Origin of the sequence: Halobacillus sp. A1 (assembly GCF_024189295.1) — a bacterium.
Taxonomy (GTDB): domain Bacteria; phylum Bacillota; class Bacilli; order Bacillales; family Halobacillaceae; genus Halobacillus_A.
This window is the reverse complement of the sequence record NZ_JAIZEN010000036.1, coordinates 1-18,611: the sequence shown is the minus strand read 5'-3', so window position 1 is coordinate 18,611 and position 18,611 is coordinate 1. Positions and strand designations below refer to the sequence as shown.

The 18,611-nt window shown below is 35.7% G+C and carries 20 protein-coding genes and 2 pseudogenes; 15 read left to right on the top strand and 7 right to left on the bottom strand.

Annotated elements, in window-relative coordinates; genetic code table 11:
* On the top strand, window positions 1–109 hold a 109-nt coding region (locus LF817_RS19230), incomplete at its 5' end, for an IS3 family transposase (protein ID WP_253937276.1).
* Window positions 110–142: 33 nt separating this feature from the next.
* On the opposite strand, the pseudogene LF817_RS20310 reads toward LF817_RS19230, so the two are convergent.
* The 6 genes and pseudogenes from LF817_RS20310 to LF817_RS19200 all read right to left on the bottom strand — a co-directional run.
* Window positions 143–658, bottom strand: a pseudogene (locus LF817_RS20310) (pentapeptide repeat-containing protein); the annotation flags it as partial.
* Between the two features lie 71 nt (window positions 659–729).
* Window positions 730–1,557 carry a CmcI family methyltransferase gene (locus LF817_RS19220; RefSeq protein ID WP_253937431.1) on the bottom strand — a complete coding sequence of 276 codons (828 nt, stop codon included), beginning with the start codon at window positions 1,555–1,557 and terminating at the stop codon, window positions 730–732.
* A gap of 5 nt (window positions 1,558–1,562) precedes the next feature.
* Window positions 1,563–2,180 (bottom strand): DUF6445 family protein, encoded by a 618-nt coding sequence (locus LF817_RS19215; protein WP_253937430.1) that lies wholly within the window; start codon window positions 2,178–2,180, stop codon window positions 1,563–1,565.
* The gene (locus LF817_RS19210) at window positions 2,181–2,789 is read right to left on the bottom strand and encodes a DUF6445 family protein (protein WP_253937429.1); all 609 of its coding nucleotides are present in this window, start codon (window positions 2,787–2,789) and stop codon (window positions 2,181–2,183) included.
* A gap of 12 nt (window positions 2,790–2,801) precedes the next feature.
* Window positions 2,802–3,413, bottom strand: a complete 612-nt coding sequence (locus tag LF817_RS19205; protein ID WP_253937428.1) for a DUF6445 family protein — start codon at window positions 3,411–3,413, stop codon at window positions 2,802–2,804.
* A gap of 60 nt (window positions 3,414–3,473) precedes the next feature.
* Window positions 3,474–3,635, bottom strand: coding sequence for a hypothetical protein (locus LF817_RS19200; RefSeq protein ID WP_253937427.1), 162 nt, complete (start codon window positions 3,633–3,635; stop codon window positions 3,474–3,476).
* A gap of 486 nt (window positions 3,636–4,121) precedes the next feature.
* Between LF817_RS19200 and LF817_RS20490 the strand changes: the two genes are divergently transcribed.
* The 8 genes and pseudogenes from LF817_RS20490 to LF817_RS19170 all read left to right on the top strand — a co-directional run bounded on the left by LF817_RS20490 (window position 4,122) and on the right by LF817_RS19170 (window position 8,772).
* Window positions 4,122–4,397 carry a GNAT family N-acetyltransferase gene (locus LF817_RS20490; protein ID WP_371925111.1) on the top strand — a complete coding sequence of 92 codons (276 nt, stop codon included), beginning with the start codon at window positions 4,122–4,124 and terminating at the stop codon, window positions 4,395–4,397.
* A 771-nt stretch (window positions 4,398–5,168) separates the two neighbouring features.
* A pseudogene (locus LF817_RS19195) lies at window positions 5,169–5,757 on the top strand (reverse transcriptase domain-containing protein); the annotation flags it as partial.
* 342 nt (window positions 5,758–6,099) lie between these two features.
* On the top strand, window positions 6,100–6,288 hold the full coding sequence (locus tag LF817_RS20485) for an RNA polymerase sigma factor (RefSeq protein ID WP_371925110.1): 189 nt from the start codon (window positions 6,100–6,102) through the stop codon (window positions 6,286–6,288).
* Window positions 6,281–6,484: a hypothetical protein gene (locus LF817_RS19190; protein ID WP_253937426.1), complete on the top strand. Its 204-nt coding sequence runs from the start codon at window positions 6,281–6,283 to the stop codon at window positions 6,482–6,484. The genes LF817_RS20485 and LF817_RS19190 overlap by 8 nt, the downstream gene beginning before the upstream one ends.
* 69 nt (window positions 6,485–6,553) lie before the next feature.
* Window positions 6,554–7,099: a peptidoglycan-binding domain-containing protein gene (locus LF817_RS19185; RefSeq protein ID WP_253937425.1), complete on the top strand. Its 546-nt coding sequence runs from the start codon at window positions 6,554–6,556 to the stop codon at window positions 7,097–7,099.
* Entirely contained in the window at window positions 7,062–7,892 is an 831-nt protein-coding gene (locus LF817_RS19180) for a peptidoglycan-binding domain-containing protein (protein WP_253937424.1), read from the top strand. Before LF817_RS19185 ends, LF817_RS19180 begins: the two co-directional genes overlap by 38 nt.
* Before the next feature lie 82 nt (window positions 7,893–7,974).
* A complete protein-coding gene (locus LF817_RS19175) occupies window positions 7,975–8,166 on the top strand; it encodes a hypothetical protein (protein ID WP_253937423.1) in 192 nt (63 codons plus the stop codon).
* A 357-nt stretch (window positions 8,167–8,523) separates the two neighbouring features.
* Window positions 8,524–8,772: a glutaredoxin family protein gene (locus LF817_RS19170; RefSeq protein WP_253937422.1), complete on the top strand. Its 249-nt coding sequence runs from the start codon at window positions 8,524–8,526 to the stop codon at window positions 8,770–8,772.
* A 1,017-nt stretch (window positions 8,773–9,789) separates the two neighbouring features.
* Here LF817_RS19170 and LF817_RS19165 read toward each other — a convergent pair.
* Complete coding sequence (locus LF817_RS19165) at window positions 9,790–10,083, bottom strand: AbrB/MazE/SpoVT family DNA-binding domain-containing protein (RefSeq protein ID WP_253937421.1); 294 nt, start codon at window positions 10,081–10,083, stop codon at window positions 9,790–9,792.
* A gap of 377 nt (window positions 10,084–10,460) precedes the next feature.
* Here LF817_RS19165 and LF817_RS19160 point away from each other — a divergent pair, with 377 nt between their 5' ends.
* The 6 genes from LF817_RS19160 to LF817_RS19135 all read left to right on the top strand — a co-directional run bounded on the left by LF817_RS19160 (window position 10,461) and on the right by LF817_RS19135 (window position 18,422).
* Window positions 10,461–10,676, top strand: a complete 216-nt coding sequence (locus tag LF817_RS19160) for a helix-turn-helix transcriptional regulator (protein WP_253937420.1) — start codon at window positions 10,461–10,463, stop codon at window positions 10,674–10,676.
* A 309-nt stretch (window positions 10,677–10,985) separates the two neighbouring features.
* A complete protein-coding gene (locus LF817_RS19155) occupies window positions 10,986–12,815 on the top strand; it encodes a DNA primase family protein (RefSeq protein ID WP_253937419.1) in 1,830 nt (609 codons plus the stop codon).
* 693 nt (window positions 12,816–13,508) lie between these two features.
* Window positions 13,509–15,035, top strand: coding sequence for an SAVED domain-containing protein (locus LF817_RS19150; protein ID WP_253937418.1), 1,527 nt, complete (start codon window positions 13,509–13,511; stop codon window positions 15,033–15,035).
* A 21-nt stretch (window positions 15,036–15,056) separates the two neighbouring features.
* Complete coding sequence (locus tag LF817_RS19145; protein ID WP_253937417.1) at window positions 15,057–16,133, top strand: SMODS domain-containing nucleotidyltransferase; 1,077 nt, start codon at window positions 15,057–15,059, stop codon at window positions 16,131–16,133.
* The gene (locus tag LF817_RS20480) at window positions 16,130–17,950 is read left to right on the top strand and encodes a ThiF family adenylyltransferase (protein ID WP_253937416.1); all 1,821 of its coding nucleotides are present in this window, start codon (window positions 16,130–16,132) and stop codon (window positions 17,948–17,950) included. Before LF817_RS19145 ends, LF817_RS20480 begins: the two co-directional genes overlap by 4 nt.
* Complete coding sequence (locus LF817_RS19135) at window positions 17,943–18,422, top strand: Mov34/MPN/PAD-1 family protein (protein ID WP_253937415.1); 480 nt, start codon at window positions 17,943–17,945, stop codon at window positions 18,420–18,422. The genes LF817_RS20480 and LF817_RS19135 overlap by 8 nt, the downstream gene beginning before the upstream one ends.
* Window positions 18,423–18,611 lie beyond the last annotated feature (189 nt).

The following is an 18,611-nucleotide window of genomic DNA, read 5'->3' as shown; positions in this document are numbered from 1 at the left end:
GGCTTTATTTGATTATGTCCACTGGTACAATCATATTCGCATTCATGGCACTCTCAACTACCTTAGTCCTATAGAATTTAAGAAGAAACACCTTAATGAAATTGTCTAGTTTTGTGTTGACAATCCACCAAAGCTCTGCTCCTCGCAGAGAGGTTCTTAGCAATGTCGTATTTCTAAGTTCAGCTTGGGTCATGTTAGCTCTACGAAGATCAGTATTTGTGAGGTTCGCTCCAAAAAGGTTGGCTTCTGTTAGGTTGCTCCCTTCCATATTCGCACTAGTTAAATTAGCTTCTTTTAAATCGGCCTCTATTAAGTTTGCACCTTGTAAATTACAATTTTCTAAACTTGAATATTTTAAATCAGCAGATTGTAATTGCATGCCTCTTAAATTTGCGTTCTTTAAATTTAAATTTTTGCCATACTTTCTTATCAACTTACTTAAATTAAAAATTTCTATAACTTCTGCTTCTTTTAGTGTAGTTGTTCCCGCATTTTCGCTCAGAATTTTCCCAGAATCAGTAGCTATAACGGCAAATAATTGCACATTTTGACATTGACTTGTTAAAGCTTCAGCCGTTGTGACTCCTTTTATTTCACCAGTAAGCAATGTTTTGTTTTCTACTAAAGATTTTAAAACTTCATCACTTTCAATAGCCATAAGATATAGAAGTTTATTATCGCTTAACCGTTGAGGTAACTGTTCTTTAACTACATGTAATAAACTTTGCATCATTTGATTCCTCTTTTTGTTAGAATTGAATTTGCTGCTGTAGTACCATTGATACCGAAAAAGTCAGTATAATTAGTATCCACATAATAATTGCTATCTTGATTTTCTGCCCATTGCAAAATGGACTGTTGCTTTAATATACTATCTTCTATGATTAAATAGTCTCTGTCAGCTATAATTTGGTCGAGGTGCTGTAAAACAGTTGCTAAATGAACATGAGCATCTTCAATAATTATAAAGGGCTTTGGTAAGCTCTTTATAAATGAATTAGGTAATAAAGTGGAAATGTTTTGAACATCGCCTTTGATGAATTCAACACCATTTGGTGTTTCTTGAGGCATTATATGGTCCACACCTATAATTCTTGAATTGAGTTTATTTAAATCGCATAGGTCTTTTAACCAGGACAGGCTTGTTTCTGTAGAACCTATTTCTATTATGGTTGAAGGTTTTATGTCGTTAATCATCATTTGGTAGATAGCTATATCATACACACTCTTAAATAAAGGGTTTCCCCGCCAGCTCATTGCGCTCCTAGCTCCTTGACTACAAATACGAGAATAACCATCGAGGTCACTTACGGACATATTTGAAATACGGTCGGAAATTTCAACAAACCTTTCATTTCCTAATATATCCAAAGTAAATAACGCACGTTTTAGACTTTCATTTTCATGCCCATTAGGGAGGTTATCCTCTAAATAACTGATTCCTTCTTGTAAAATAATATTATCAAAGAAAGTAGTAATCCCCTTTTGATCGCTTTGTACTTTTCTTTTTGTTTTTTCTACAGCTTCTCGAATTTCTGATTTACTATAAACACTCAAGCATTTCACTCCAATTCGTGAAAGAAAAAATTTTGACTCAACCTTGAATTATTAATGGAATCTCCAAATTGTTCAGTGATCCCATGAAAATATTTACACCCTTTAAATAATATTAACCGATTATACTTGATAGGAATTTCATGTAAAAGCTCCCATTCATTTTTAGACTTCGTAATCGGATATACATATTTAGCATCAAACTCAATGACGTTATCACATTGGAGGGATCTCAGCTGCTCTTGATTAGGTGCTTCCATTAGTTCTAATTTACGGTGTTTATATATCCCCATTCCTCCCTTTGAATCTTGATCTTTTGATAGATATACAATCCCCGTCCATCCTATTCCATGATCTAAGTGCACTTTAGTTTTAGCGATGTTATGTTTAGTTGAGTAACGGAATTTTCCAAAAACATACTTTTCGGGTGATATTTTTATTTTTTTCTCTATTAAATCCTCAAATTGTTCTTTAATGGTAGAAGAATAGAATGGCTTTTCACTCTCTGCTCCTGGAAAATTCTGTTCATCCCCGAAAGTATTATACTTAGTGTTCAATGCAACATTCCGTACCTGATCCGGTTTTGAATAGAACCCATCAATCACTATAATGTCTTTTGGTAACATCTACTTTGACTCCAAGAAGAAAAAATTATGAGTTATTCTACAGTTTTCAGGGGAATCTCCAAATCCAGATATAGGAGCATGATATAGCTCTCTTCCTTTGAACATAACCAACCGATTATATACTGGACTTACAGACGAAACCAATTCCCAACAACTAAGATCCGCTTGGTCCCTGTGAATAACTTCTCTTTCAAATTCAGTTGCGTCTTCAAAGCCCAACTCTCTTGCTTTATGATCGCTAGGGGGACCTTCTAACCCGGTTTCTTTGTGCCGATAAAACCCCAAACCTTTATCTGCTGGTGCATCTGGAGTTAAAAAAACCATAGCAGCCCAATCTATGGTGTCAGCATGTACTTTAGGTAATGAACCAGTCTCTTCAGTAATTAAGCGAAAACCGCCAAATGTAAATCTATCTGTGTCAACAACAATTTGGTTACCAACAAGTTTCTCGAATGAGATTCTTAAGGAATCTGAACTAAACACTTTATGGCTTTGATAACCTGGGTAATTTAGTTTTGCAACACTTGCATATTGTTCGTCTAATGCTAAGGATCGAATTTGATCAGGCTGAGAATAGAAATCTTCAACTAATATAATTTTTTTATCCATAAGTATCTCTCCTCATTTTTTAGTTTCAAAGAAAAAACGGTGCATTAACCTTGAATCTCCCGCGTTTGTTCCAAATCCTTCAGTTCCTCGGTGGAATATTTTTCCTGCTTCTTTTATAACTAAGCGATTATACCTCATGGGAATGAACATTGTAGTTTCCCATGCATCTAAGTCAGTTTGTGAATTGTTGTATACAGTTTCTTTCCATTCCTCAAATGAATCAAAATTATTTTCCACCAACCATTCTTGGTCTGGTGGCCCTGTCAATCCAGAATCTTTATGTCTGCAGATCGTAAGCCCCCCATTTCCTGTAATTTCATTAGGAACTAAGTAGACTATTGCAGCCCATGTGTTACCATCGTAATGAGTATATCTATGGGTCTGGTCACCTTCTAAGTTAAACGCTAAAGTACCAAAACCAGAGCGCTTTGGATCAACAATAATTTCTTCACCTATAATTTTTTCAAAAGCTGTTATAACCTCTTCACTATAGAAAAGTTTCCTTGATTCATAGTTGAAACCATCATTTATGTAATCCTCGGTACCTAATGCAAGTTTTCTTATCTTATCAGGTTTATTATAAAAATCATCTACTACGAAAAGAGAACTACTATTAGTATTCATAATTAGACCCTCCTAAAAAAGGAGAGAAGATTAATTCCCTCCTTTAATTCAATAATTATACTAATTTACATTAGTTGCAAAAATATCATCGATTTCCTTTTGTTCTTCCTCTGTGTGTTCCACCAGTGCAGTAATCCGCGGCATGTTGTTAACTGATACACGTGCATACATGGTGTTGTCGAATTGCTCTAAAGTACTTTTTTCCTCATTAGTTTTCTTCATCTTACAACTCCTCCCAGTAAATTTATTGTTCTTTTTCCATTTAGACTGAAAATAAAGAACAAATTCACAATAAAATAAAATTCCGAAAATTTCAAGTATTGTGATGAAAAACCTTGTAAAAAAGTGTAAAAAGGTAAATGTTAACGAATTATTTAAGGAGTTTTTGAAAAATAGAAAAAGGCAGGGGGTTAATATACTATAAGAGAATTAAATTTCTGATTAGTGTTAAGTAAAGAAAGACCATTAGTCTGTTTGAATAGAGTAGGAAGAGAGGCGACAAACGAACCCTCCTCCTTATAAAACTTGATTCACCAAAAAAAATAACCTTACAGGGAGTCAAATCGCTCGTAAGGTTATTTTTTGTGATATGTTATTTGTCTTCACAAAGCCCATGTTCGCATGCCAAAGTTGGACCAGAGGGCGAAAGCGAGGCATATAACATGGATGGCAATTGCAGCGTATGCAGAGGGGTAATATGTAGACAATATAATACACGCTGACTCAAATGAGCAAGTAGGGATCCTGTGGTACAGCGTAATTCCAGAAATAAATGCAGCATACTTATACCATATCTTAATAGATGATAATCATAGAGTGAAAGGTTTTGGGACAAGCACTATTGAAAAGCTCCAAGATACACTTAAAGAACAGGGGGTAAAATCAATTGGTTTAAGTGTTTTTGGAAAAAATGAGGGAGCTTATCGATTATACAAGAAGCTGGGATATTCAAATACGAGAATATCTATGGAGAAAACCTTATAAGTGAATGGTTAAATCCGAGGGACGTATTACTTTATCTCGATTTCGAGTCTTAAACAAACTGGGGCGCGCGACAAGTTCTGCTATAAGCGCTTTTCAGCGCGAAAAAGCAGGGAATTTATTGGCTTAAATTTCAACTATACAATGAAGGATGGGAATGAAGGAACCAGGTTTCTGGAAACCATCCCGTTAATACTCCTGCATGCGTTGAGACGGACAGGTCTCTTGGTATGAAGCACAGGTGAAGGCGGCAGAACAAAGGCTAAAGCCATTTGTAAAGAAAAGGTATGCTTGAGGATATGCCGGACGGCTAAAAACTAATTATGGTGAGAATCGTTCTTTGAGATAGGAACTGACGAACTTCCGAAGGTAAGGGTCTAAAGTTTCGAACGTAAGGAAACTTACGTGTCATCTTACGATGATGTGAGTGGTGTGGAGTAAAATTGCCCCATATGAAAGACGCTATACCGAACCAAGGCGGTATCCAGCTCACAGGCTTACAGGAAGCACCTAATTCTAGTAATAATAGCTACGTTGTATGGTACTTGGAAAGCAAGGAACGTTGAATCACGGGCTGTCACCCGAAACGGTTGCTATAAAGCTATGCTGAAAAGCATTTATCCTTGTGAGGGTAGGGGAATGACCGATGAAACTTTTGTAATGGAAGTGGAGGAATAGCCCCAAGTCTAGAGTATGAAACGATTATTTTCCTAACGTGAATGGCACCGATCGGGTAGGAACGTGGGAACATCACTCCAAAGGAGGGATGCCACAGTGTCAACGCTGCGAAACTGGGATTATTATAATATGACGGAGACCTTTACGGATCTTCATGAAAAAGCGAGTCAGGGACATACGTTTTCTTATCTATATGAATCCATCATATCTAGAGAAAACATCCTGCTCGCCTTTCGCATGATCAAAACCAATAAAGGTTAAAACACCAGGAACCGATGGGAAGACCATCGATGACATGAAAAAGCTCTCAGAAAATGATCTGGTAAATGAAGTCCGAACGAAACTTCGAAACTACCGCCCGAAGAAAGTTAGAAGAGAATGGATTGAAAAAGAGAACGGAAAATGGAGACCTCTTGGTATTCCATGCATCCTGGATCGAGTAATCCAACAATGCTTCAAACAAGTTCTCGAACCGATTGTAGAATCTCAATTCTTCAAACATAGCTACGGTTTCAGACCCCTACGGTCTGCTCATCATGCTATGGCAAGAATACAATCTTTGATTAATCGCGGTCAACTTCATTACGTCGTTGATGTAGATATTAAGAGTTTCTTTGATAACGTAAATCACCGTCTATTAAAGAGGCAACTCTGGAACATCGGTATTCAAGACCGTAAGGTACTGGGGAAGCCTCTTTAGTAGAGGCGAGTTCTTTTGGTCTCGGTTCCGTTTCATATACCACTTTTGCAGAAGGGATTGTTGAAATTGGCCTATCCGACGTTGATTTTGCTTCTGCGGAAGGATGTGCAGCATCACTGCACCCGAAGTAGGTAATGACGACACAGCTATTTCATATTGGGTTACATCCAAATGCTTTTTTTTATATATTTTTCCAAACCACCTTATTCTTGATAACATAAAAGATGATAAGAAAGGGGTTGATTTGATGACCCCCTGATAAACAATATAGTTGATTGGGAGGAACCAAATGAGAACCTCATTTCTCATTCAATTTCTGAACTCCTCATGGATGAGCAATTGCTTCACACCTACGAGCAGCTCAGTGACCAAAAAAAGATGATTCTTCATTATTCCATTTTTCATCAACTAAAAAATAAAGAAATCGCATCTCTATTAAATTGCAGCCCTCAAAATGTTTCAAAAATAAAGCGTCAAGCAATTGACAGTTTAAGGAGTGGGTATACCGATGGTTAATAAAAATCATATAATCGTAGAAGTTTTGGAAGAAATGAAGCCCAGTATTCAAAAAGGGGTCAAAAATACAACGTTCCAAGAAAGAGAAGACTTAGACCAAGAAATAGCTTTTCGTTTGGTCCAAAAGACAAGGGAGATGGAAGTGGTTTCTTTTTGGGAATTTAAAAAACAATACGATAATCGGGAAAAAATTTAACAAATTGGTTTCATAACGAAGGCTACTTCTTCTTTATACAATGAAGACAAAATAAAAGGAGAGATTCAGATGAGTATTGATGAAAGAGTTATCCGAGAAGATTCACCTACGAGGTTTATTCAAACCCTCCAAAGACAGTTGGTTCGGGAAAACCCGAGCGCACTTCCTGAGAATGGGATTAACGGTGAGCTAAACGATGAGACAACCGAATGGGTCACTCGTTTTCAAGAAAGAAAAGGACTCACTGTTGATGGAGTCGCCGGACCGGAAACGTTGGGACGTCTTCGTGATGACATTATCTATCGTGTAGGAGATTCCGGAAAAGGGGTAGAACTCCTCCAAGAAGACTTGATGTATTTTACGGTTGACTTGGCATATGGAGCGAGTGGTGAATTTGGGACAGGTACAGAACAAGGGGTCAAAGATTTCCAATACTTTAACTTTATGGTCGTCGATGGCGTCGCCAGTCCTGATGTTTTTTATAAAATTGATGAGCTACGCGAAACGATCCTCATTCAAGAAGGGGACGAAGGGGCGCACGTTCGTCGTATCCAAGAGCAGTTAAACGAACAGGATAGTGTATATTTCCATTACGGTAGATGGAGGCTATGGTGATGAAGTAGTTTCTGCCGTAGAAGAATTTCAGGAAGCTAATAATCTTAATGAAGATGGAATTGCCGGTCCACGAACGGCTAATTTACTTGATTTGGAAGCAGAACACCCTTACAGTGATGAAGAAATGGCCCAAATGTTAGAAGAAAAAGGTATCTCATCAGAGCAAGTATCCGAATCTACAAAATTACACTACATCAACCTTGTTGAAAGTAAGGATGCGTTTGCAGATGCGTTGGAGTTATCTTCTCCTGCTATTGAAATGGACGAAGTTGGTGTTATACGTTTAAAGATGGATACTTCGCTTACCGATAAGATTATTCAGGTCTCCGGACAAGTTTCAGGCAACGAAAATCTAAATTTCTATTGTCACATTGATGAAAGAACAGATGAGATTATAACCATTACCGTATTCAATGCCAAAAGTTTTAATTACGATGATGAGGTGAAACTACGTGGCTATAATGTAATGGATGATGAAATTAATGATATCGATACTCAATGGGTGGAGTTGGATAATGTTCTATTATCTTCAAGCCTTGCATATAAAGCAGAAGATAGTACCCAAACAAGTAGCGTTTCAGCTTTTTCAGACGGTTCCGAATATATTCCTGGCGATATGGAAGACTGGAGTAAGGCACTTGTCTGCGAGGCTGCTTCTATCTCATCCTGTGGTATTTTGACAACTGCTTTAGGATTTGCAGGTGGTATTGCTTGTTCGGCGGCATGGGCTTATACCACGACAGTTCTAGAACCAGACACATGTGACAATATATATGACTATATTTATCAGTAAACACAAAGGCTGGCGCTTTAGCCAGCCTTTATGTTTGATTGTGGGTTTATCGTGGAATAGATTTACATATGGAGGTTGTAAAATGTTTTTTATAGCAGGTACAATCATTATGTCAATAGCTCTTATAGTTGCACCTTTACTCGCTTTTTTTTACCCCTATTGGAAGGAACAAAAAGGAGAGCGAGTTTCAGAAAGACAATTATATCTTTACAGGGGTGGTGGTATTGCAATTCCATTGCTAGCTTATGTGGTTCTTCAATTAGTTGGCAGATAAAACTTTTTGAGAACACTAGCGTAACAACTTTGAAGGGTCAGTAATTATACTATCGGATTAAAGAGCATTAATAAATAATACTTAATGATGTCTATGATGCTTAGGAGGACGCACGGTTATTAAAAAATCAAAACTACGCTTACAAAAAGGAAAGTAGACAAATGTCTACTTTTTTTTTGGTTATTTTTCCGTTTCTTCTATCTCAAAAGACAATAATACAAATAAAGGTTATATATTCTACCACTGGGATGAGGGAGGGGGGATAAGTACTATTTTTGAATTTTCTCAAGGATAGTTGTTTTTGGTTTGAGTTTTGTTCTTTATTAATTGAATGATTAATTTTAGGAGGGAACACCTATGGAGATTATAGTTTTTACTCAGAGCGGTTGTGTTTTTTGTGACAAGCAAAAAAAATGGATGGATGCTCATAAAATTAATTATTTTGAAAAGGACATTTTACAAAGTGAAGAGAATTATAAGGAGTTTTTAAATCATAAGCCTTTAGGAGTTCCTTATACAATTATTGATAAGGATGGAGTGTTCCAAAAATTTTCTGGTTTTACTTCTAAACTAAAAAAGAAATTGCAGGACCAAAACCTCTCTTAGAAAGGAGAGGTTTTAATTTATATTATATATTATGTATCAATATAACGTAATACTATGTATATATATTGCGACTACATGATTTTAGGTGGAAAACATTGATGTGCCTTCCGTCTATAAAACGCAAGTTAAATAGACGGTAAAATGACCATCAGGGTGAATTGTTTATAAACCTATTTAGCGTTTAAGAACTCGTCTATGTTTATGTTTTGCTCTTACCATGCGTTTAGTATGCAGTTTTAGACTGGATAATGGATAATCGAAAATTGGATTTGACGGATAAAAAGTATCTCAGGGCATCCATGTGAATGTAGAGAAACAAAGTATTTTAAAAAGACCAAACGATTGAACCGCCTTAATTGATTTCACAAAATGTTACTTAAGATATCGAACGGTTCCACGAATTATCACACATTGGGTGCCTGTAACCTTATAGGCACCCAAACTATCATAAAAGGGGTTGATTTAACCTTGCCAATAGGCGTCTGGGCTTACTTACATACCATCCCCGAGTGTCTTATAACCCAATCTGTGATATTTCCCTATCATGGAATTCTCATTTTAAATGGCTATCATGCCGTTTCTTAAATAAGATGCTTTTTGGGTCCCAGCTTTGTTCTTTTTACTATCAAAAGGTACCTTGTCTTCTACTATTACATTTATGCAAGTGAATTTTACGCGTTGGTTCCTTCTTTTCTAATTGAAAGACTTTAATAAAATAATATATATAGATGTGAAATACACATATAAAATTTTCTCTAAAAAACGAGGAACCTAGGGACATATTACGATTTTAAGATTTCATTCGCAAGGAATAGAGGTCTCGATGTAACCTTTTTCTGTGACTCATCGATTTTAATGAGTTAGAAATTGGTAGCCATTCAGTATTACTTCATCAATTTCGAGCTGTTCACCGAGTATCACACATTGGGTGCTTGTGAGGATTATGGATCCGCCTCTCCCAAAATGAACGGGAAGGGGGAATTGGTTTTTGCCTTTCTAACAGTGAAACATTGAAGCTTATATCATTTCTTTCCCTTTTGGTTCATCCGGTCTATCATCCATGTGAGGATTCGTTTTTCCTTTAGCCTTTAACAATAACTCTTCTAAAGTGGGCTTCTTCGTAGCAGGTTTAACGATTATTACTTTATCATGGAGCAGGAGTTCAACCTGAGAGCCGTTTGTTAGCCTTTGGTTCCTTACAAACTGATTAGGAATGCGGATAGCCAAACTATTGCCCCATTTTCGAAACGTTGTCAAATGGCTAATCTTCTTCTTTTTTTCCTCGTTATCTTTATTGGGTTTGCAGTTCATTTCCTCACTCCATTTCTTCGAAGATATAGTAAACTATTAGTTTTTGATGCGTTATGATCAACTGCTTCCGTTTTACAAGCTTTGACTTTTAATGCTTTTAGTTTCCCTTACGACTCTTTCCACTTTAACCATTTCCGTAGTTGTTGTACTCAAAACGTTCCAATATTTTAGTTTAAATTTAGAATCTGCAACTAGATTGAAGAATTAAATATGTAATTGACTTAACACGTTTTTAATGTGTACTTTTAAGAACAAAAATGCTCATTACACACGCGGAACAAAAAGAATCATGAATTCGACAAAAGGATTTACATTTCGCCTTTAATGAAGTAAAATAATAATATACAATATATGGGAATTATGGGAGGTAAAACCATATGAAACAACCTTTTGAAATTAGTTTAAAAGCGGCACGTGTACACTGTGGCTATACGCAAAGCTCTCTAGCAAAAAAGTTAGGTGTTACGAAACGTACTATAGGATGCTGGGAAAAGGGTCAAAGGGAGGTCAGGCCGTACGCCTTGTACGCAATGGCATACATCTTCCAAATGGATGCTGAACAGATTAGTCTGCCTGAGTTGAACAAGAAATAATGTCAAAACTGTAATGGTGAAGATGGCGTAACACAGAATGATTGGAAGTTAATGGGGAAAAAGGTCACGTGTAATGAGAAATAGGATACAAGGTGTGCGAGGTCTGAACTGGCGTTACGAATCTGTTTGAGGGACAAATAATACGAGAAATAGTACAAAACAAAAATAGCTCTGCAATGCGGTAAACGCACCAGAGCTATAAAAATTAATTAGTGTTACTACTCTGACCCCTCCACGGGTCAGAACTACTTGCTTCAATCTTCACGAAAGTCACAACCTAACAAACAAATATGAGAGGTGTGTTCGTACATGATTGCCACAAATAGTTTATTTAATAACCATTTTAGCACTATTTCCAAAAAATGCAACAATCCACATACAGAATACAAAAATTTTAATTTGGAAGATGATAACGATTTAATTGGCCAGGGTGGAAACAATAGCAAGGCAACGACAACAAGTGACAGTGGTGATAATAGCCTGTCTGAACAACGCGTGCACGTACCTGACAACATTCATGTATCGTCTTATCTAAAGGACTATCTAAAAACTCTGGTTCTCCCTAACCAAATCGACAATAAGTTCTTAATAAAAGTCGGGGAGGACGCATTAAAAAGTAAGATGGAATACGTGGAAGAGCACAACATGATGTATAAGAAGTTAAAAAAACGTGTACCGGATAAGCTGAATTTCGATGAAGTAGCTGTTATCATGATGTCACTCTTTACGTTTCGAAACATTCAAATGACGGAGCGTGTGGATGATACCCTTCTTGCGGTATATGACCAAGATATAAATTCTCCGAAGTTTGGAACATATAATTCAAGTCGTGAGTACTTTTATCAAATCATGGAGCGACTTGGGCCAAGCTTTAAGCAATACGAGATGGAGGACGTTATACACAAAATCAAACGGGTTGTACCAATGGTCGAACCGACAAAAGAGCGTCATTTGTTTGCTGTAAACAACGGTATTTATAGTCAACAATCGAAGCGATTAATGCCCTTCAATGATCAATATGTGTATCTTACAAAAATTCCTATTGATTATAAACTGAATCCAATTAACCCTTTATTGACGGCACCCGATGGATACCGATGGGACATTGAATCGTGGTTTTGTGACATCACAGACAACGATGCTGATACAATTAAATTATTGTGGCAAGTCATTGCGGACTGTTTACAGCCGAATTATTCTCGTCACAAAAGTATATGGTTTTACTCCGAAAAAGGAAATAATGGGAAAGGAACTGTCGGTCAGTTAATCAAGAATCTGTTGGGGAAAGGGAATTACGGATCGTTATCTGTCGCAGATTTTAATCATGAGTTTATGAAATCCACGTTGCTAGGCGTTGCAGCGAACATCGCTGACGAAAATGATGTAGATATGTTTATTGATAGTGTCAAGGATTACAAGGCGTCGATCACAGGTGATGATATGAATATCAATAGAAAATACGAGCAGCCACTGCGTATCCAATTTAACGGTACGAACATACAAATGATGAACGGACTGCCGAAAACAAAAGATAAATCCGAATCGTTCTATCGCCGCATTATTCTCGTTCCGTTCTTGAAATCTTTCACAAATAACGGCGAACGAAAGTACATCAAGAATGACTATATTAACCAAAAAGAAGTATTAGAATATGTGTTACACAAAGCCTTAAGTATAAATTTCGACGAGTATATTGTGCCGCAGCGATCGTCGGAGTTGCTTGACCAGTACCGTGAAAAGAATAATCCTGTTATGGAATTTTGGAACCAACTAAAAGATGAATTTTCTTGGGGCTTATTACCAACCCAGTTCCTGTACGACTTGTATCTAAAATGGGATGAAAAAAATAATCCGAGCGGAAAGGCGATGGCAAAACGAAATGTCATTGAGCAATTAAGAAATGTCATTAGTTCTCAAGGCGATCCATGGGAAGATCGAACAAGCAAAAGCGCATCACCTGTTCGCTCAAATAAACGTATGGACGATGATGAACCCCTTATCAGTGAATACGGATTAGACATTCCTGAAGTGAGAGGGAAACCAAGCGAATGGATGCATCCAAGTTACAATGGTACGAATGGGGTCAGAAAACGTGAGTTTACTCGCAGAATGTCATATAGAGGGTTTGTAAGGATCTAAATAAAACTGTGTATCACTTTGTGTATCACTTTCGACGTTTTTTGTATCACCTTAGGCTAAAATGTATCACTTAGATTGGTAGTTTTGCTTGAAGGGGTCACAGAATCACATCAAGCCACACAATAAAATGTGCGGATGTATCACTTTTGCCGGAAATGTATCACCTTTGATACACTTTTTTTATGCCAAAGTGATACACCTAAAAGTTGATATATCAAGGGTTGTAACGCTTTGTATCACTTGTATCACCTTTTTTAGTAAACAAGTATTGGAACATTAATTTTGGTGGTATGTAAATATATAGAAAGTTTTCGTTTTTTGGTGATACAAGTGATGCAGGTACTATTGAAAATATGAGGTGTGAACATAAACTCCCAATCTACTTGTTAACTAAATCTTATAGTGCTTCTATATTATTTTCATAATATAGAAATTATATAGTTATATTTGATGATGTATTTCACGTTGAGTATTTCGGAATAATAAAATCACACCATCTGTGGTGGGGGAGAGTGGTATCTGACGCTAATAAAATGCGGACTCAATTATATCTGTTAACGATTTCTTAACTTCAAATCCTCAATCTGTAATCGATGTCCTCACCTGAAATGTTTTTACATTTATATGGAAAATTAGTGAATGTTATGAGAAAATTAAAGAAAAGTTTGAAAAATAGTGGGTGAGAGAAGAACTATGGTCGATTCTATAAAAGCTCGCAATTTGGGTGATGAATACCAAATATTGTTCTTTTGGTTAAAAGCATGTGATATGTTAAGAGACTACTCTAATATAGATGAGATATCTTATGAGGATTCGGGGATAAAGTCCCTTGATGATGTAGTAGTTAGCTATAAAAAACCAATAAGGGATATGAATGGAAAACTAATATATAAAGAGTATTACCAAGTGAAATATCATGTTGATTATCGAGGTAACATAACAGTTGATAATCTGATGAACCCTAAATTTATTAATGCTTCTAAGTATTCTTTTTTAGAAAAGGTTTATGAGGCATTACCTGTTTTAAATAAAGACAATCAAACAGGAATTGCAATTTTAGTTACACCGTGGCCAATTCATCCTGATGATGATTTAGCTAAACTTAAAATCATTGACGCTAAAGCAGGTAACTTTAAAGAAGAAAGTTTATTTGATGGGAAAAACAAATCTTTTGCAGCGAATTTGAGAAATAAATTAAAGACTCATTTAGGGGTTACTCAAGATACAGAATTAGGAGATATACTAAAACCTATTCGAATATGGAGTAGTTTTTATCAATATGAAACATTAGTGAAGACGTTAAATGTACAGCTTACATCAGTAGGGTTAAAGCCTTATGATTTCACACAACGTATTAATCCGTATATTAGTTTGCTGCAGAGATTATTTCAAGAAGGAACAACAACATTTAATAAGGAAGAATTAATAGAGATTTGTAAGGGAGAGGGTTTGTGGTCAGGTAATAATATTATGTTAGCAGAAGAGAGTCCGGTAGGAATAAGGAGTTTCTTACGGAGGGCTGAAAATATGGAAAATGATACTTCTGCAATGACATGTTTATTAGATTATTTTAAGGGCCGCTATCTTAAAGATAAATATAGGTGGAATGAGGATGTTAAAGGAACAACAGAAGAATTTATAAGGAAACACTTAATTGAAGGACGTTCTTATTGTATTTACTTAGATACTCATTCAAGTGTGGCTTTTACAACTGGTTTTTTTCTTGATCCAAAGTCGGGTGTAAACGTTGTTCCTATACAGAAAGGGTTAAGTGGGAGGGAGGTCTGGAGATCAAATTCTAAAGTATCAAAAGAGCAATACACTTTTTGGGAAGTCGAGCAAGAAATTATTGATGAAAACGGAAACGATATAGTCATAGTAATAGAAATGACTCATCCAGCGATTGATGATGTAGAGGAATATATAAGTAGTAATAATTTATCAGCTAAATCAATTATAAGATTTCATTTTGAAGATGGTCCGAGTTTTAGCTCAATTCAAGATGGAATACATGCCAGGTACCTTGCTAATGATATTTCTTTAACATTAAATACACTCTCTAAAGAAGATAGGAAAAGACGATATCATATTTTTGGTTCAGGACCAAATGGGTTTTGGTTCTTTTTAGGACAATTATCAAGAAACTTCGGTCAAGTAACATTATATGAATATGACTTTGAAATCTCAAAAGAGTATTATGAGACTATTAATTTACCTTAACAGTGTGGGAGAGGATTATTAATGGAAGTTAAAACATATTTTAATGATTTTTTATCGAATATAAGACTAACAGAAAATCAAGAGAATAATTTAAAAAGTGGCCATAGCACTTTGAGAAAAAGGTTATTAGAAGATGAGGATATCTCTTCTATTATTGTTAACACATTCTTACAGGGGAGTTATAGGAGAGCAACAGCTGTTCGACCCAAGAATGGAAATAAGTCTGATGTGGACGTTATAGTTGTCACGAATTTAGACACTACCGAGTATACGCCTCAAGAAGCATTAGATTTATTTATCCCTTTTTTGGATAAATATTATGAAGGAAAATATAAAATGCAAGGTAGATCTATTGGAATTGAGCTAAGTTATGTTGAGTTAGATTTAGTGATAACTTCTGCTCCCTCAGAGTCTCAAAAGGAGCTATTAACAACAGAAAGTGTATTAACCTCATACTCCATAGATGAACTAGAGAACTGGTCTCTTTCTAAATCATGGAATGTGAATAATCAACAAGTAGCTGATGAACCAGCATGGAAAACAGAACCTTTATTAATACCTGACCGAGATGCAGGCAAGTGGGAAAAAACTGACCCGTTAGCTCAGATAAAATGGACTTGGAATAAAAATGCAGCTTGTAACAGACATTATGTAAATCTTGTCAAAGCCTTAAAGTGGTGGAAAAAGTTAAACCCTGAGCCCAAATATCCAAAGGGTTATCCATTAGAACATTTAATAGGAGCATGTTGCCCAGACGGTATAGAATCTGTTGCCAAAGGAGTAACGTTTACGTTAGAAAACATTGTGTCAGAGCATCCAGAAAAACCTATTTTGAAAGATCATGGTGTACCAGAGCATGATGTATTTAAACGAATTAATGATGAAGAATATGAAGAATTCTTTGATTTAGTTACAGAAGCTGCTTCACTTGCAAGACAGGCATTAGACAGTACAGATAAAGTAGAAAGTATTGAATTATGGAGAGAGTTATTTGGTTCTAAGTTTCCAGAGCCACCAGCCAGTGTGAAAAAATCACAGAACGGATTTACTCCAAGAACTGAGCAAACCTCCTCAGTTTCTGGTGGAAGATTCGGGTGAGTATAAAGAGGGTTCCAAGTGACTCATTACTAAAGGGACGAAGAGCGACTGAATTTTTAGACGGAATAGAAATAATTGATGATTTACAATGGCAAGAACCCATTAGTAAATGGGTTCTTCATTGTTGTCTGTACTCAGACGAAATAGAAACCTCAGTCATACCAAAAAGCACGGAATGGTATATACTTATTGACGATAATTACCCTATGGGAAGTATTAGTGTTTACCCTTCTAAACAGAATAGTATAACTCAAACTTTTCCGCATCAAATGTACAATGGGGAAGGTTACAGTGATTCCCCTTGGAGAAGTGGTTTATTATGTCTTGATACAAATGTCAGAACATTGGGGATTCTTGTACCTAATGAAGAGCCTTTTCAAGATGAGATGCGTTTAGCTTGGTATATTTTGAGAGCAATCGAGTGGTTAAAAGCAGCTTCAACAAATAAACTCACTTTGGAAGATGAACCTTTTGAGTTGGTTGACTTTCCGGAATGGTCTTCACTAAAGGTGGGATTTTCTGAAACGCCACAATCATTTAGGTTTTGGAATTCTAAAGATATTAAATTTGGACTCGCTACTTTTTCAATACTAAATAGTGGAAATTTTTTAGTAAGGGAGTTTAAAAAACTTAATGGTATGTGCGTCCGAAAAGTGAATTGGGGATATTATCCATCTCGATTTGAAAGTGATGATCGAATATTGGGTTCTTGGCTACTTTTAAATGAAATGCCACACTTTAAACCATGGCAAGCTCCATTAACTTGGGGAGAGTTTACCAAAATTTGTAGAGTACAAGGAATTGATTTATGGAATATTATTAGGCAAGTCAAAAAAAAGCATAATTATCAAAATAAATTAGTCCACATATTATTAATAGGCTTTCCTATTAAGAGGAAATTAAATGATGACTACACAGAGATTTTTTGGAAAGGGATTGAAATCCCTCTCTTTATTAATAATAATTTTAACTTAAAGATAAATATTAATGGCAATATAAAAAATGAGCACAGAATTAATATTAATGGGCTAGAAAGAATAAAATGGATGCACTCATTCAATTGGTCAAAAAAAGCTGTTATGAGTCGTGGGATGTTACCAAAGTCTATTAACGAATCGAAAATATTAATAATTGGTGCAGGCGCGCTTGGTTCCTCTGTTGGAGAGTTACTAACAAGAGCGGGTGTGGAAAAATTGGGTATTATTGATTACGATAACTTGGAAATGGGGAACCTCACTCGACACAATTTATTAGTAACTGAAGTAGGAAGAAGTAAAGTAGAAGCACTAGCTAACCGTCTAAATAAAACTTCAATTCATTCTAAAGTCACATTCTATTCTGGAACCTTAAAATATATTATAGAAAATAATATTGATGAGTTAAAAAAGTATAGTGTGATATTAGATTGTACAGGAGAAGATGAGGTCTTAGAATATTTACAACAATATATATGGCCTGCGACAAAACGATTTGTTTCCATATCTTTAGGTTTTGGTGGAAAAAGGCTATTTATCTTTAGTAATTGCGGCTTAAACTTTAGATATAACTTATTCAGAAAGTTGACTAACCCATGGTTACTGGAGGAAAAAAGATGGTATGAGGAAACAGAATTACCAAGAGAAGGTCTGGGATGTTGGCATCCACTTTTTCCTGCTAGGATTGATGATGTTTGGATCATGGCTGCAACGACAGTAAAGAAACTAGAAACAATTTATGGAGAAACACATAAGCCATTATTTAGTGTATATGAGCAGGATGACAATAATGGGGCCTTTAGTGGACTAGATTTAGTTTATAATGAGGTATATGATGAATAATCTTATTTTTACTGAAAGTAATGAAAGGTTTAAAGTAAGTATTCCCAATAAATTATTAAATGAAGTTCAAGGGCTATGCGAATTATCATTTCCAAATGAAACAGGAGGCATTTTAATTGGTAGCTATTCAGAAGAATTTAAATACGCGAATGTTTCTGAAATCATAGTTGCTCCATCTGACTCAAGAAGTGGGCCAACATGGTTTTTACGTGGAAAAAATGGAGTGAAAAGAAAATTAGATAGATTATGGTTCCGAAAAAAATATTATATTGGTGAATGGCACTATCACCCCGATTGTAGTTCAAAGTTAAGTTCTCAAGATATTAAACAAATGGTTAATATTTCTAATAACGAAAATTATAAATGTCCTGAACCGATATTACTAATAGTAGGTGGAAAATCCAATTCATGGGAGTATAGCACTTATGTGTTTCCGAAGGGTAAGGCATTCGTTCAATTGAATAATGAATAATTATAAAGAAGTTGTTTGAAGAAATATCTACAAAGGTTAGAAACACAAGCAAATTGATACATTGTAAACGCTAAACTAGAGTTAACAGTTTTCAACATTTAACTTTCAACAGATTTCCACAAATAAGATTAAACAGTTCTGGCTATTACTAAAACACTTTCAATATACTTATTTTAGTTAATTGAAAGT